The following is a 13754-nucleotide window of genomic DNA, read 5'->3' as shown; positions in this document are numbered from 1 at the left end:
CTGGAGAAAATTGCAAAGCAATTTTTCTCCAAGAGACTTTCAAAAGGCGCCAACGCCTTTTGAAAGTCTCACATGACCAGTTCGAATTTCTCTTCCGGCGCATCCCGGTCCTGGCGGTCCATAAAGGCGTCAAGAACCTTGATCAGCAGGTGGAGACCGCCCCGGTAACCGGTAATGGGAAAATATGAATGGCCCATACGGTCGTAAATCGGGAATGCGGTACGGATCAGGGGGATGTCCATATCCCGGGCTATGTACTTGCAATAGGTGTTCCCGAAAAGCAAATCAGGCTTATCATTCTGCATAAGCTGGTGGAGATAGAACAGGTCCGCTTGGGCGCCGGACTTGACAATAGTTCCATCTCCCAAAAGTTCCTTCACCCGCCGGTCCCACTTGGCCCCTGCAGGGGTGCCGGTAACCACATGGAGCACCTGCATACCCGCATCTTTGCAAAACTGGGCCAGGCCGAAAAGGGTGTCCGGGTCCCCCATGAGGGAAACCTTTTTCCCGTAGACATACTGCGCCTTGTCGCACAGCACATCCACCAGCCGCCCCCGCTCATCATTGATGCTTTCAGGAACCGTAACCCCGGCTATTTTCCGCAGGGTATCTACAAAGGTGTCGGTGGCGGTGATACCGATGGGCAGGTCGAGAATATCGGTCTTAACCTTACACTTGGTGTCCAAAAGCTGGGCCGCAGGAAATACCCCCACCCTGCCAAGTGCTATGGCGCGCCGTGAATCTCCGGACTGCCGGATAAGTTCCTTTGTGGTGCCCCCTTTGGGGTACATATGGAACTTCCCGTCCATGGGGGCGTTCACCACATCGCTGGTATCGGGGTACATAATGTATTTTATCCCCATTTCCTCGGCAATATGCTTGATTTCGCTCATATCACTGGGCTCAATAAAGGAGGGCAGAATAGTTATCGCATCATTTCTGGTTCCAGTAGCGACAGCAAAATTCTGCACAATAGCGCTAAGCATATTGGCATAACCTGTAACATGGGAACCCTTGAAACTGGGGGTACTGGCGTACATCACCGTTTTCCCCGGGGGTATCTTATTGTCCCCCATGGCCCGGTTGATTATCTGCTTAAGATCGTCCCCGATAACTTCGGACAGGCAGGTGGTGTTTACCGCGATGATATCCGGATCGTAAAGGGCAAAGATATTCTGGATAGATTCCAGCATATTCGACTGGCCGCCGAATACCGAGGCCCCTTCGGTGAAGGACGAGGTACTTGCCATGATGGGCTCCGCATAGTGGCGGGTCAGGGCGCTCCGGTGATAGGCGCAGCATCCCTGTGAGCCGTGGCTATGGGGCAGGCAGCGGTGAATCCCCAGGGCGGCGTACATGGCCCCCACGGGCTGGCAGGTCTTTGCCGGGTTTATGGTCAGGGCTTTCCGCTCGGATATTTCTTTTGGCGTATGTCTTAAAAGCATAATTCTCTCCCTTTAATCATTGTAACTGTAGGTGGCGGAAAGCTCGGGCTCCGTATCCCAGGGGGCTTTCGTAAATTTAAAAGCATTGCAGTTCAGGAGCCGGTCAATTTCTTTGTAGAAGTTGATCGCCCCCTTATACCCCGCAAAGGGCCCCATATAGTCGTAGCTGTGGAGCTGCTTCATGGGTATGCCCCGCTTCTGGACCACATATTTTTCCTTAACCCCTGCGCAGACCAAATCCGGGTGGAATCGATCCAGCAGTTCTTCTAACTCATAGTGATTGCAGTCATCGATAATCAGGGTGGAATCTTCCATATCAGGCATCATGCCGTGATAATCAGCGAACTCAAAACCTTCGCTCTCCCGCTTGGCCCGTTCCTCCGCACTGATCCTCGGCTTGTACCGTGCAGGATCCGCCTCCACGCTGAGTTCCTCGATATTCCGGGAATCGGCATCCACAGTGATGCTGGGCATCACCTTCCGTCCCTCATAGTCATCCCGGTGGGCAAATTCGTAACCCGCAGAAATGGTAACCACCCCGATTTCCCGGAGCAGGTCCTGGTAATGGTGTGCCCGGGAACCGCCCACGTAGAGTACCGCAGTTTTTCCCTCGCACCGGGACTTTACATCATCCCGAACCTTTGCCACTTCCACCATTTCCCTTTCAATCACCGCCTCAGTTTTTTTGGCCAGATCATCATTCTGGTAGAACTGTGCAATCTTCCGCAGGGATTTTGAAGTCCCTTCGGCGCCCACAAAGTTTACCTTAAACCATGGGATGCCGTATTTTTTATCCATCATTTCCGCCAGGTAGTTGATGGACCTGTGGCACATAACCACATTAAGGTCCACATTATGGGCGGAGGAAAATTCCTGATAGGTAGAATTTCCGCTGAAGGTGGAGTGGAGGGTCAGACCGCAGTCTTCCACAATCCGCTCGATCTCAAAGGCATCTCCTCCTATGTTGTACTCACCCAGGATGTTGAATTTAAATTCCCCGGGCTTACTGAAGGTATCATCTTGGCCAACCACATCGGTAAAAACCTTGTTATTCGCCACATGGTGTCCCGCCGACTGGCTGACCCCTTTATACCCCTCACAGGAAAATGCAAAAATATTAATATCCGGGTACTTTTCTTCCATGGCCCGGGCTACAGCATGAACATCGTCACCGATAAGCCCCACAGGGCAGGTGGCAAAGATACCGATGGCTTTAGGGTGAAATAGGGCAACCGCTTCTTCAACCGCGGCCCGCAGTTTTTTCTCCCCTCCAAAGATTATCTCGTCTTCCTGCAAATCCGTGGACATGGCGTAGGTCATGTAGTTTTCATCCTGGTCTGAAGTAGGCCTGGTCTGGTTCCGCCGAGTCAGCCAGCTGTAGAACCCGCAGCCTATAGGACCGTGGGTTATCTGAAGTATATCCCTGGTGGGCCCCAGCACAACTCCCTTACACCCTGCATAGGCACAGCCCCGCATAGTGATGATCCCCGGAATAGTTCTGGTGTTGGCCATAATCACGGGCACATCTTCTGTGTTTTCAACTTTATTAACAATTATCTGCCTGGCCCGTTTCTTGGCGATCTTGGGCGGATAGGCTTCAAGAATGTTAGCCTTGAAATCCTCCACAGATGACAATTCCTGCACTGGTAACATGGATACTCCTTATAAGTCTAGAACTTCGTCCCCGGATTCTCCGGTACGCACCCGGTGGGCATTTGCCACGGGTAACACAAATATTTTACCGTCCCCGCTTTTGCCGGTCTTATTTACCGTGATAATGGTATCCACCACGGTCTTAACCAGTTTGTTGGGCACAATAATACTAATCATCCGTTTGGGAACCAACCGGCCTGCGCTGCCCAGTTCGTCCATCATTTCCTCATAGCGCTTCTCAGCGCCATTGAGAATGGGAATCTCCACCAGCCCCTTTCCCCGGCCAAGACATTCCTTGGCGTGCATGGAGGTAATCCCCGCATCCGCCAGGGCGCGTTTGGTCCGGTTCATCATATTGAGCCGGACTATGGCCATTACCTCCTTCATGGGGTTTCCTCCAGGGCCACTGTCGGCTTTTCGTCCGATGCTTCCTTGAGGCCGGAACTGACTGTGTAAACCTCATCCACCGGGGACACAAATATCTTCCCGTCCCCAAAGGAACCTTTCCCGGTCCGGGCTACTTCCATTATTTTTTTTATAACAAAATCCTTGTCAGTATCCTTGACCACCATGAGCAACTGTTCCTTGGGGATCTCATCATAGGTAACATCCCCTATCTTGATACCCCGCTGCTTGCCCCGACCGGATACATTCATCCGGGTTACTGCGGGGAACCCATCCGCCATCAGGGCGGCCATCACCGAGTCCGCCTTTTCAGGCCGCACTATCGCTCTAATCATTACCATCATTATCCTCCGGTTGATTGCAGTAATAATATTATCTATATAACATGTGGAGTTTTAACAAAGTTAAAACTCCAAGACTAAAAAACGCAAGGTTTTTAGTCCGCTATCCCGAACTCCATTAACAACTTTTCCAGATCCGCAATTTCCAGAGGCTTAGGAATGACAAACTTCTTGTTTTCTTCTATTGATTTAGCAAGCTTCCGGTATTCATCGGCCTGTCCAAGGGTAGGATCAAAATCAATCACCGTTTTCTTATTAATCTCCGCCTTCTGGACCATATTGTCCCGGGGCACAAAGTGGATCATGTGGGTCCCCAGTTTTTCCGCCAGGGCCATGATAAGCTCGTCCTCCCGGTCGGTCTTACGACTGTTACAGATAAGCCCCCCCAGGCGCACTGCCCCGGCTTCAGCAAATTTCATGATCCCCTTACAGATATTGTTGGCCGCGTACATGGCCATCATTTCACCGGAACAGACAATGTAGATTTCCTCTGCCTTCCCGTCCCGTATGGGCATGGCAAACCCGCCGCACACTACATCCCCCAAGACATCGTAGAAGGTGTAATCCAGTTTGTACTGATCCCCAAAGGCGCCGAGCTGTTCCAGGAGGTTAATAGAAGTAATGATACCCCGGCCCGCACAGCCGACCCCCGGCTCAGGTCCGCCGGATTCCACGCACCGGGTTCCCTTAAAACCGACCTTGACCACATCATCCAAATCCAGGTCCTCACCTTCGGTGCGCAGGGTATCCAGCACCGTTTTCTGGGCCAGGCCGTTCAGCAAAAGCCGGGTCGAGTCCGCCTTGGGGTCGCAGCCCACCACCATCATGTTATTCCCCATTTCGGCAAGCGCGGCTACCGTGTTTTGGGTAGTGGTGGATTTCCCGATACCCCCCTTACCGTAGATTGCAATCTTTCTCATACATTTCTCCCCATACATCCGTTTTGCCGCCTTAAAACAGCATCTATAACTTAGTGTAGCAATAATCATGCCAAGTGCATAAAAATGACAAATATCATGGAATTTGTCATTTTTATCCTTCGTATGCCATGGAAAAGAAACTTTAATCACCGAAAGCAGGGCGAACCGGGGATTATGCTTGTAAGCCCATTCTTACAAATGTAACATCCAGGATTAAAATGATACATTTTTGTAGGAAAAAAGAAAGCGTTCTATACAAAATAATGAATCATTATACATTTACTATTGATCTAATGTATAAATATCGATATTTTAAGCAAATATGGAAGCCCATAACTACCCTTTGAAATCATCCTCCTATGAACACCCGGCCCGCCGGCGTGAACAGGAAGGGCTGCATCTGCTCTTTGACATCAGCAAGCTTCTCTCGGAATCGGAAACCATGGAGACTAGCCTGAAACTAATCCTGGATCGTATCGCCACCTGTCTTGGCGCCATCCGGGGGATGATCACCATCCTGAACCGCAACAAGGGGGAAATCGCCACCGCCGAAGCCTGGGGGCTGGACGGCTCCCAAAAACTCAAAGGCCGCTATGGTCTGGGAGAGGGCATCACCGGCAAGGTTATTGAGACCGGGAACCCGGTGACCATTAAACGGATCGCCGACGAGCCCCGGTTTCTCAACCGTACCGGGGCCCGGAAAAACGCCGAAACCCGGGACATCTCCTTTGTCTGCGTCCCCATCCACACCGGCGCCGAGGTTATCGGCGCCATCGGGATTGACCTTCCCTATACTGAAACCGGCCTGGACCACGAGCTATGTATACTCACCATCGTTGCGGCCTCCATTAGCCAGATAGTCCGTATCCGTCAGCTCAAGTATGAGGAGATGGAGAACCTCAAGGCGGAAAACCTACGCTTACAAAAATTGCTACGCAAGGAGCTGGAGACCCATTATGATCGGCCCAAGTATGTGGTGGGCAATTCAAAGATCATGCGGCTCCTGTACCAGCAGATGGAACAGGTCAGCGGAACTACCGCCACAGTTTTACTATTGGGTGAAAGCGGAGTCGGCAAAGAACGGATAGCCAACGCCATTCACTACGCCTCCCCCCGGGTGAATAAGCCCTTCGTAAAACTGAACTGCGCCGCTATCCCGGAAAACCTTATCGAAAGCGCTCTCTTCGGCCATGAGAGGGGTTCCTTCACCGGGGCCATCAACCAGCACAAGGGCTATTTTGAGCAGGCCCACTGCGGCACCATATTCCTGGACGAAATCGGGGAAATGCCCCCGGCGGCTCAGATAAAATTTCTCCGGGTTCTCCAGGAACGGGAATTTGAACGTATCGGGGGCGCCCAAACTATCAAGGTGGATATTAGGGTCATTGCCGCCACCAACCGGGATTTGACCAAACTGATTCGGGAGGGGAAGTTTCGGGAGGATCTTTACTACCGGCTCAGCGTCTTCCCCCTGGTTGTCCCGCCTTTGCGGGAACGGAAAACGGACGTTATGCTCTTAGCGGATCACTTCGTAGAAAAATTCTCCGCCGGACATAATAAGAAGATCCACAATATTTCCCCCGGTGCAATTAATTTAATGACCAGTTATTCCTGGCCCGGCAATGTCCGGGAACTGGAAAACTGTATTGAGCGAGCAGTTATTCTGTCTACCGATGGAACCATCCACAGTTACCATCTGCCCCCAAGTTTACAGAAAAAACAGGCCGGTCACAGCGAAGGCCGGCAAACCCTGAAGGAAGTCCTGGAACGGGTAGAGAAGGAACTGATTGAAGAAGAACTACGGTGGACCCGGGGAAACATCACCAGGGCAGCCGGAAATTTAGGCATATCAGGACGGGTCATGGCATTGCGGGTATCCAGGTACGGGCTAAAAACCAGAGAACCTGATGGGAGCGAAGGGAACGCCGGTAATAACGCCGGGGTTTAATGGGCTATTCGGCGAACACATCCCCCAGCTTAATCTCGCAGCCCGGCAGGACAGAGATGGGCGCCATGTCGGTATCGTCGTAAGTGGAGACGATATACTGCCCATCATTAAGGGTAAACACCTGCACAGATTTTGTGTCCGGGTCCACAGTCCAGTATTCCCGGACCCCCGCTTCCTGGTACTTGCGGAATTTCACAACCCGATCATGCCGGGCGGTGGAAGGGGAAAGTACCTCTATCACCAGATCCGGAGCCCCGTTGCAGCCCCGGTCATCCAGTTTTGAAGGATCGCAGATCACCGAGATATCCGGTTCCAGAACAGTATCGTCGCTGTTGTCCTTTTTCGGGTTCAAACGGACCCCGAAAGGCGCTGAATATACCTTACAGGGTTTCCCGACCAAAAAATTTTTGATTTTGACAAACAATTCCCCGCTGATTCCCTGGTGCATACGGGTAGGGGGGGCCATCATAAAAGCTTCCCCGTCGATAATTTCGCACCGGACGCCCTCATCCCATTCCAGGTAATCGGCGTAGGTATAATAGGTCTCTTCTTTGGCAAGCGGCATGGTTCTACCTCTTTCTCCAGTATAGAGGCAAACCCTGGAATTTGCAATCAGTCAACAGGCGGGGTGCCTTATTTAAAAAAGGAATCCTCAAAACTGATGACGCCCTTTGGGGGAACAATGAGGAATTCGCCGGTATCCCAATTTCCCGCCAGAAGCGCGTCGATAAGCCGTAAATTCCCGGAGATTATGGAAAGCGGCGTATCGATGATTTTAGCAAAGGGCTCAACCTTGCGAACCACATCCTCAGGATTAAAAGCGCCGGTGTCTATGATGGCAATTTGCTTATAATGCTCCATCATCATTCTTGTAACCATGAGCGCCTTTTCTTCACCATATTTTTTTATATACTGGATATGCTCGGTGGCAACATTGGTCTCCGAATTGAGATACCCTTCGGTAAAAAAATAAGTGGCCGCGCCGTACTCTTCCCGTTTTTTCTGAGAACCCAGAAAAATAGGAATACAATCGGACGCCCGGGGCAGTACCAACTGGTGTTCACCGGCCTTAATACCCACCATGGCGTTTCCGCAGAAACCGAACACTAAAAGTATGGTCTTATAGGTAGGAGGAATTTTGTCAAGGGTCTCCTGGATGCACACATGGAGCTTATCCGGCCAGGCGTGCTTCCCCGATTCAACCCATGCAATGGGATAGTCGCAGCCCTGGGAAGACATCACCAGGCTGAGTTCCGGTTTGAGGGTTTCACAGGCCAGGATATGTATGTTATCCATAGAAAAAGCCTCCTATACCTTTAAATAGCTTTCCAGTCTGTCCGTTTTAAGGTCCCGTCCTATGATCACCAGTTTTCCTTCACCCGGAAAGTCAATTTCAATTAGTTTTACTGTTCCATATACATAGTCAAACTTGAGAGCCCTTTTTTTATCCGTGGGCAGTAAACCTTTTGCCCGAAAAACTTCGCCACATTCACCGCTTTTAAAAATAGCTGCCAGTCCTTGTACTTTCTCTGCGGTCCATGGAGATTTCAAGTGGAAAGAGACTGAGGAAAAACCGTTGGTATCATGATTATGATCATGGACATGGTCGTGATGACTATCATGTTCATGATCATGGTGATATTCTTCATGCGGGTCCTGCCCGGCCTTAACAGCGGCCTGCTCCTCAGCGGTAGCTTGCCCCATGACGGCGGCTTGTTCCGCCGCCGTCAGCAGGGTAAGGCCGTCGGTAGTGTCCCAGGGATCAGTAAAAATCGGGGCTTTATCATTAAGGGTGCGTATAGATTCCACAATTTCCGCAAGGCTCATGTCGTCATCCGGTATGTCCTGTACCGCGCTGATGAGGATAAACCATGCGTCAATAATCTGATTGGTAAAAAACTCCCCGCCCACATTTATCAATGGGGTATAGGACGCTGCATTGACCAGTGATACTACCAGGTTGATTTCCAGGGGAAGGGATTCAGCCGCTTTTTTACAGGGAGCGATGATATCCAAAAGTTTTGCCAAGCCCGTGGGTTCAATGATAATGCGCTCGGGATTACAGGTTTCCACCAGTTCCCTGATGCCGTCGACAAAATCTCCCTGCAAAGTACAGCAGATACAGCCGTTGGCAAGCTCCTTTACCGTAATGCCCGAGCCCTGTAACAGGTCACCGTCAATACCGATCTCTCCGAATTCGTTTTCCAGCAGGGCAACCCGTTCACCTGCATAGGCTTCGGCCAGCAGCTTGTTGATCAGGGTGGTTTTCCCGGCACCCAGGAAGCCGGAGATGATATCTATCTTGATGGTCTGTTTCATAATTTGAATAAAGCCGAAGAAAACGCTATTTGTTTAGAAAAATAACGCCTTCTCCGGAACTTTATTTTTTTTGCCCCTTTAAAAATAATTTAAACTGTCTTTGCCTCAATTGGATCTTTTTGCAAAATTCTTATAATGAGGTATATCACCGTTGCCGCACCCATGCCGAATATCGCCATAAAAAGTCCGGCCAGAGGAATTGTTGGGTTGATGGCCGCCGAGATCTGCATAAAAGGACCCGCAGCAAACCTTCCTATGTTCATAACTATCATAAATATTGATGTAACCACAGTTATGCTTTCCGGGGCAAGGTATTTACCGTTATCCGACAGCAAAGTAGGGATTAAAAGCAAAACAGAGCCAACACAGAACATTCCAGCGCCTGCCATAAAAAGACTATTTGCATAATATACTAAAGCCATACCAACGGTAATTACTGCAAGTATGATTACAACAAGAAACTTCTTAAATATTTTATAAATTTTTCCGAATAAAAATGATAAAACAAGCGCAGAAACATTGAACATAATCGCTACAGTACCCGCATGAAGGCCAGTTCCAAGGCCCCGTTCAATAACCACGTTAGAAATAAGTGCAAGGGCAGGAACCCACAAAGTATATGCCAGGAATATCAATACACAGTTAAAAATCACTGGCGCACTCACCTTAACTTTTGCTTTAACAGCGCCAGGCTCTTTTGGTACAGTAACGGCTTTTTCCGGCTCGGGCAGACCGACCAGTACCAGAATAAAACCGAATATTCCAATGACATACACAATAAAAACGAGATTCCACTGAATGTCAACCAGAAGGCCAACAAGCCACATCATTATGAGACCACCTCCGGATCCAAAGGCATTGGCTATGCCAAGATAATTATGCTGCTGATCACCGGAATAAAATTTCTGAATGAGTGCAGGAGGAAGCGAAAAAGCGGCGCCGACGCCAATACCAACACAGGCTCGTGAAAACAGAATGACGGGCCATGTGGGAATAAATACTGCACAGGACCCTCCGACAATTGAAATCAGCAGAGAAACAATCAGGAACGTCTTATATTTTATAATCCTGCCAGCAAGGCTGCCGACTAACAAATTGATAAGAACCGCAAAAATTGCCGGCAGAGTCACTATCTGGGCAACAACAGCAGAATTAAGGTTCAAATTTCCCGCAATACCTGCAACGGCAGGACTTAAAATCGTAGCCCCGCCCTGGAGCAGGCATACGCAAAACAGACCTGCCAGACCGATAACGCCAAGTTTCTTCATATGATAATCCTCCAAAAAAACAAAATAGGGAATAACTTATCACCATCCTCTAAAATAACTCTTTAACTCATCCGGTCAGAGATTTGAGGTCATTTCCTGACAAACCCCTCTTTAGCAGCCATGGTGTATTTCCGGCAGAACCGGTCTTTACCCAGCAGCATATCCGTTGCTTTAAGTGATTCTATGATAGTAACACTGCATGGGTCAATCACCGCAGCGTCCGCCCCAAAGGCTATGGCCAGACTGAGGAAGCTCCGGTTCACCAAGGCACGGTTGGGAAGCCCGAAGGAAATATTGCTAAACCCCCCGGTAATGTGAGCCTCGGCATAGCTTTCCCGTATCCATCGGATCATCTCAAAGGCCTGGGTTCCTGCGGTCTGATCGGTGGCCACCGCCATGATAAGAGGGTCCACAAAAACACTGTCGTCAGGTATACCCGCTTCTCTGGTGGCCGTAAAAATGGTTTCGATGTTTTTCCGGCGTTCACCGTTATCCTTAGGCATCCCGGACTTTGATTCATCCATGGCCAGGGCGATGACCGCGCAGTTTTTCTCCCGTATCAGGGGCAGGAAACTGTTAAGCCGGGCCGGGTCGGCGTTTACCGAATTGACCAGGGGTGTCCTTTTGACCCGTTCCAGGGCGGCTATCAGGGTTTTTGGGGAAGAGCTGTCAATACAGATTGGGGTCTCTACTGCAGCCTGCACCGTATCAATGAGCCAGAGCATGTCAGCGGTTTCCCGCTCCGGGGAGGTACCCGCATTGATGTCCAGGTAATCCGCCCCTGCTTCCGCCTGGGCCTTAGCCGCTTCGGCAATGTAGGCGGCGTTACGGTCCAGCACCGCCTGTTGTACAATCTTTCTGGTGCCGTTTATCTTTTCACCGATGAATATCATATCGTCCTATTCCTTTGCCTTAAAACTCTTTGGCCAGCTCGTAAATAGCAGCCATGTTTTCAAACTTAGCGTTTGATGGGGCGTCACAGCCGGGAGCAAGGAGTAGTCCCTGGGCGCCGATATCACCGATAAGACGGCGGATATATTCCTCGACTTCCGCTTTTGATGAGATCGCCAGCATCTGTACGGGTACATCACCCAAGAAAGCGGCGTGATCACCTAAAATTTTACGGGCCTTGCGAAGGTCGGTCATTCCATCAGTATTGAGAATTACGGATCTGGCAGGCAGTTCCTTGAAACGCGCAATATCCCGGTCCCAGCAGGCATCCATATGCAGAATAGGTGTAATACCCTTAGCAATTAAAAGTCCTGCGATTTCTTTTATATAAGGCCATACCAAAGTATCCCATATCTTCTGATTAACTAAATTACTAGCCCCACGCCATCCGCCAATCCAGACGCCTAGCATGAATTTCTCAGTAGACATCCCCGCAATATTTTTTCGGATATCCACCATCATCACATCCAGGGTTTCCTTGATTTTATCGGGTATTTTATAGCAGTCCATATAGAATTTATTCATCCCCCGCCCACCGCACAATGTTTCAAAAGGCGGAGCAATGGTTCCACAGGATAACAGAGGATATCCCTCATCAACATATCTCTGCATTATCTGTGGCCGCTCCTGGACTGCGGTCTTGAAAATTTTTAAATCTTCGTCAGGGACAAGGCTCGGCAATAACCTTTGGGTCATTGCATCCAAACCATTCTTGATAATGAAATCATAATCACTAACATCAATATTAGCCTTTTCATCAACCTGCCATATCGAATTGGGAGGAAGTTCCCGTCCCGGCATCTTGATTAATGACCACCATCTGGAGGCAAGAGGCACATTTTGAACAGTTGGATGCATGGTATTCAACCCGTCTATCTGACCCCTCTCGTTGAGACGTCCTACATAATGGAAAAAAAGGTCCATCGTTTTGTGCGGATCAGTCAGATATTCGGCGATGGTCATGCCCTCTTCCGCTGCAGGGGTTGTACTGCCCATATAGACTGCAGTGGCATGTTTATTCTTAAAAGCGATTGTGTCTTTGATCTTATCATAGCGTTGGTTATACAAATCATTGTAATTCATGCATAAGCCTCCTCGCAGAGATGGATACATGCCTGGGGATCCAAACCAAAGCCATCCGCCCCTGAATACTTAACCACATGATCATCCACCGGCCCGCCGCCTATGATGATCTTTACCTTGTCCCTAAGCCCTTCTTTTTTCAGAGCCTCCACAGTATCCTTAATGGAATCATAACAGGAAACCAGCAGACAGGACATGGCCAGCGCCTTAGCGCCGCTGTCCTTCACCGCTTTGACAAAATTTTCCGCCGGCACATCAACCCCCACATCAATAACATCAAACCCCGAGGCGGTCAGCATATTGGCTACAATGTCCTTGCCGATATTGTGGATATCGTTTTTAACCGTGCCGATGACCACCTTGGCGCCACTTTTCCCGGTTCCGGCTGCTTTTATTTTAGGCAATACCAGTTTGCTGATATCCTCGAAGATGGCCCCGGCCATCATCAGGTCCGAAACGAACATAGTCCCCGCAGAAAAGGCGTTGCCTATGGCTACCATGGCGTCCTGGCACTCCCCCAGGATTTTGTCCGGCGCCGTATTGGCGTCCAGGGCCTTTTTGACTTCCGCTAAAGCTTTTTCATCATCCAGGTTGGATAACGAATCCTTAATCACACCCATAATTAACCTCCATCTCTAAGATATGTGCATGATAACATGTCAATATCAACATGTCAAGCAAAATATTCACGAATCTTGAGATGAGTAATATATATGAAATCTGTCAAATTCGGCGCCAGACGCCTCTCGTTTCCTTGAAATCCTCTTCCTTCCCGGCTATATTTGAAACATATTGTGGAAGAAAAAATCGTTTTTAGGGCATCCGCCTTCAAGCATAATATAAAAGAGCTGGATATTCGGCATGCGTTTGAGCTACGCCTCTATGATCACCTCTTGCCTGGTGAAGAAGACAAGAATCTCCTGATCGGGATTGACCGCAATGGTAATTTATTGGAAATCCTTTATAATGTGATTGATGAGCGGACTATCAATGTTTTTCATGCCATGCCGCAAGGCGTATCGTGATTTTTTCAATCTATAGGAGGGTAGTATGGCAGAAATGACCGAAGAAGAAGCGGACGCGCTGGACACCTACTTTACCGAGAACACTATCATGCCGGATTTAAACAAACCGGGCTATTTTGCCCGCAAATACGGAATGATGGTAAAACTAGACCCTAAAACTACCGGCAGTGTTGTTGCATGGGCGGAATCGGCGCATAAAACCCCTGCCCAAATCATCGGTGAACTGGTCCAGGAACGCCTTGCCTCCAAGGCTGCCGGGTGAATCAACAACCTCGCCCTAAAGACTTGAGCACAACTTACAACGCCGACTTTAGTCGGAGAGTTCATCATTCCCAAATAATTATGGCGCCAGGCACTTACTCTCAAATACATAATAATATATATTAAATACAATAT

At 49.4% G+C, this 13754-nt stretch carries 15 protein-coding genes; 3 read left to right on the top strand and 12 right to left on the bottom strand.

Translation table 11 applies throughout. From position 1 onward, the window contains the following. Nucleotides 1-68: 68 nt before the first annotated feature. The 5 genes from nifK to nifH all read right to left on the bottom strand — a co-directional run bounded on the left by nifK (nucleotide 69) and on the right by nifH (nucleotide 4764). Nucleotides 69-1445 carry a nitrogenase molybdenum-iron protein subunit beta gene (gene nifK, locus TREPR_RS05745; protein WP_015707358.1) on the bottom strand — a complete coding sequence of 459 codons (1377 nt, stop codon included), beginning with the start codon at nucleotides 1443-1445 and terminating at the stop codon, nucleotides 69-71. 12 nt (nucleotides 1446-1457) lie between these two features. Further along, on the bottom strand, nucleotides 1458-3098 hold the full coding sequence (locus TREPR_RS05740) for a nitrogenase component I subunit alpha (RefSeq protein WP_015707357.1): 1641 nt from the start codon (nucleotides 3096-3098) through the stop codon (nucleotides 1458-1460). A gap of 9 nt (nucleotides 3099-3107) precedes the next feature. Beyond that, nucleotides 3108-3485: a P-II family nitrogen regulator gene (locus TREPR_RS05735; protein ID WP_015707356.1), complete on the bottom strand. Its 378-nt coding sequence runs from the start codon at nucleotides 3483-3485 to the stop codon at nucleotides 3108-3110. Beyond that, nucleotides 3482-3838: a P-II family nitrogen regulator gene (locus TREPR_RS05730; protein WP_342610066.1), complete on the bottom strand. Its 357-nt coding sequence runs from the start codon at nucleotides 3836-3838 to the stop codon at nucleotides 3482-3484. The genes TREPR_RS05735 and TREPR_RS05730 overlap by 4 nt, the downstream gene beginning before the upstream one ends. Before the next feature lie 101 nt (nucleotides 3839-3939). Beyond that, nucleotides 3940-4764 carry a nitrogenase iron protein gene (gene nifH, locus TREPR_RS05725; protein ID WP_041611035.1) on the bottom strand — a complete coding sequence of 275 codons (825 nt, stop codon included), beginning with the start codon at nucleotides 4762-4764 and terminating at the stop codon, nucleotides 3940-3942. Between the two features lie 322 nt (nucleotides 4765-5086). On the opposite strand from nifH, the gene TREPR_RS05720 reads away from it, so the two are divergent. Continuing rightward, the gene (locus TREPR_RS05720; protein WP_015707352.1) at nucleotides 5087-6712 is read left to right on the top strand and encodes a sigma-54 interaction domain-containing protein; all 1626 of its coding nucleotides are present in this window, start codon (nucleotides 5087-5089) and stop codon (nucleotides 6710-6712) included. A 4-nt stretch (nucleotides 6713-6716) separates the two neighbouring features. Here the strand turns inward: TREPR_RS05720 and TREPR_RS05715 are convergent, their stop codons facing one another. From TREPR_RS05715 to TREPR_RS05685, 7 genes are all read right to left on the bottom strand, one after another. After that, entirely contained in the window at nucleotides 6717-7277 is a 561-nt protein-coding gene (locus TREPR_RS05715) for a Uma2 family endonuclease (protein WP_015707351.1), read from the bottom strand. A 68-nt stretch (nucleotides 7278-7345) separates the two neighbouring features. Next, nucleotides 7346-8008 carry a DUF1638 domain-containing protein gene (locus TREPR_RS05710; protein WP_015707350.1) on the bottom strand — a complete coding sequence of 221 codons (663 nt, stop codon included), beginning with the start codon at nucleotides 8006-8008 and terminating at the stop codon, nucleotides 7346-7348. A 12-nt stretch (nucleotides 8009-8020) separates the two neighbouring features. Beyond that, nucleotides 8021-9031: a CobW family GTP-binding protein gene (locus TREPR_RS05705; RefSeq protein ID WP_015707349.1), complete on the bottom strand. Its 1011-nt coding sequence runs from the start codon at nucleotides 9029-9031 to the stop codon at nucleotides 8021-8023. Between the two features lie 89 nt (nucleotides 9032-9120). Beyond that, entirely contained in the window at nucleotides 9121-10299 is a 1179-nt protein-coding gene (locus tag TREPR_RS05700; RefSeq protein WP_015707348.1) for an MFS transporter, read from the bottom strand. 89 nt (nucleotides 10300-10388) lie between these two features. Continuing rightward, the gene (locus TREPR_RS05695) at nucleotides 10389-11192 is read right to left on the bottom strand and encodes a dihydropteroate synthase (RefSeq protein WP_015707347.1); all 804 of its coding nucleotides are present in this window, start codon (nucleotides 11190-11192) and stop codon (nucleotides 10389-10391) included. A 19-nt stretch (nucleotides 11193-11211) separates the two neighbouring features. Beyond that, nucleotides 11212-12333, bottom strand: a complete 1122-nt coding sequence (locus tag TREPR_RS05690; protein ID WP_015707346.1) for a uroporphyrinogen decarboxylase family protein — start codon at nucleotides 12331-12333, stop codon at nucleotides 11212-11214. Beyond that, the gene (locus tag TREPR_RS05685) at nucleotides 12330-12953 is read right to left on the bottom strand and encodes a cobalamin B12-binding domain-containing protein (protein WP_015707345.1); all 624 of its coding nucleotides are present in this window, start codon (nucleotides 12951-12953) and stop codon (nucleotides 12330-12332) included. The genes TREPR_RS05690 and TREPR_RS05685 overlap by 4 nt, the downstream gene beginning before the upstream one ends. Before the next feature lie 174 nt (nucleotides 12954-13127). On the opposite strand from TREPR_RS05685, the gene TREPR_RS05680 reads away from it, so the two are divergent. Together TREPR_RS05680 and TREPR_RS05675 are read left to right on the top strand one after the other, a co-directional pair. Continuing rightward, complete coding sequence (locus tag TREPR_RS05680; protein WP_041611478.1) at nucleotides 13128-13358, top strand: hypothetical protein; 231 nt, start codon at nucleotides 13128-13130, stop codon at nucleotides 13356-13358. A gap of 25 nt (nucleotides 13359-13383) precedes the next feature. Continuing rightward, on the top strand, nucleotides 13384-13620 hold the full coding sequence (locus TREPR_RS05675) for a hypothetical protein (protein WP_015707343.1): 237 nt from the start codon (nucleotides 13384-13386) through the stop codon (nucleotides 13618-13620). Nucleotides 13621-13754 lie beyond the last annotated feature (134 nt).

The sequence above is a fragment of the Treponema primitia ZAS-2 genome, assembly GCF_000214375.1.
GTDB lineage: Bacteria > Spirochaetota > Spirochaetia > Treponematales > Breznakiellaceae > Termitinema > Termitinema primitia.
The sequence above is the reverse complement of the archived record's forward strand: the minus strand, read 5'-3'. Positions and strand labels throughout refer to the sequence as shown.

Coding starts and splice junctions, on each gene's coding strand:
- nifK (WP_015707358.1), bottom strand. CDS start 1,445: ATGCTTTTAAGACATACGCCAAAAGAAATATCCGAGCGGAAAGCCCTG.
- TREPR_RS05740 (WP_015707357.1), bottom strand. CDS start 3,098: ATGTTACCAGTGCAGGAATTGTCATCTGTGGAGGATTTCAAGGCTAAC.
- TREPR_RS05735 (WP_015707356.1), bottom strand. CDS start 3,485: ATGAAGGAGGTAATGGCCATAGTCCGGCTCAATATGATGAACCGGACC.
- TREPR_RS05730 (WP_342610066.1), bottom strand. CDS start 3,838: ATGATTAGAGCGATAGTGCGGCCTGAAAAGGCGGACTCGGTGATGGCC.
- nifH (WP_041611035.1), bottom strand. CDS start 4,764: ATGAGAAAGATTGCAATCTACGGTAAGGGGGGTATCGGGAAATCCACC.
- TREPR_RS05720 (WP_015707352.1), top strand. CDS start 5,087: ATGGAAGCCCATAACTACCCTTTGAAATCATCCTCCTATGAACACCCG.
- TREPR_RS05715 (WP_015707351.1), bottom strand. CDS start 7,277: ATGCCGCTTGCCAAAGAAGAGACCTATTATACCTACGCCGATTACCTG.
- TREPR_RS05710 (WP_015707350.1), bottom strand. CDS start 8,008: ATGGATAACATACATATCCTGGCCTGTGAAACCCTCAAACCGGAACTC.
- TREPR_RS05705 (WP_015707349.1), bottom strand. CDS start 9,031: ATGAAACAGACCATCAAGATAGATATCATCTCCGGCTTCCTGGGTGCC.
- TREPR_RS05700 (WP_015707348.1), bottom strand. CDS start 10,299: ATGAAGAAACTTGGCGTTATCGGTCTGGCAGGTCTGTTTTGCGTATGC.
- TREPR_RS05695 (WP_015707347.1), bottom strand. CDS start 11,192: ATGATATTCATCGGTGAAAAGATAAACGGCACCAGAAAGATTGTACAA.
- TREPR_RS05690 (WP_015707346.1), bottom strand. CDS start 12,333: ATGAATTACAATGATTTGTATAACCAACGCTATGATAAGATCAAAGAC.
- TREPR_RS05685 (WP_015707345.1), bottom strand. CDS start 12,953: ATGGGTGTGATTAAGGATTCGTTATCCAACCTGGATGATGAAAAAGCT.
- TREPR_RS05675 (WP_015707343.1), top strand. CDS start 13,384: ATGGCAGAAATGACCGAAGAAGAAGCGGACGCGCTGGACACCTACTTT.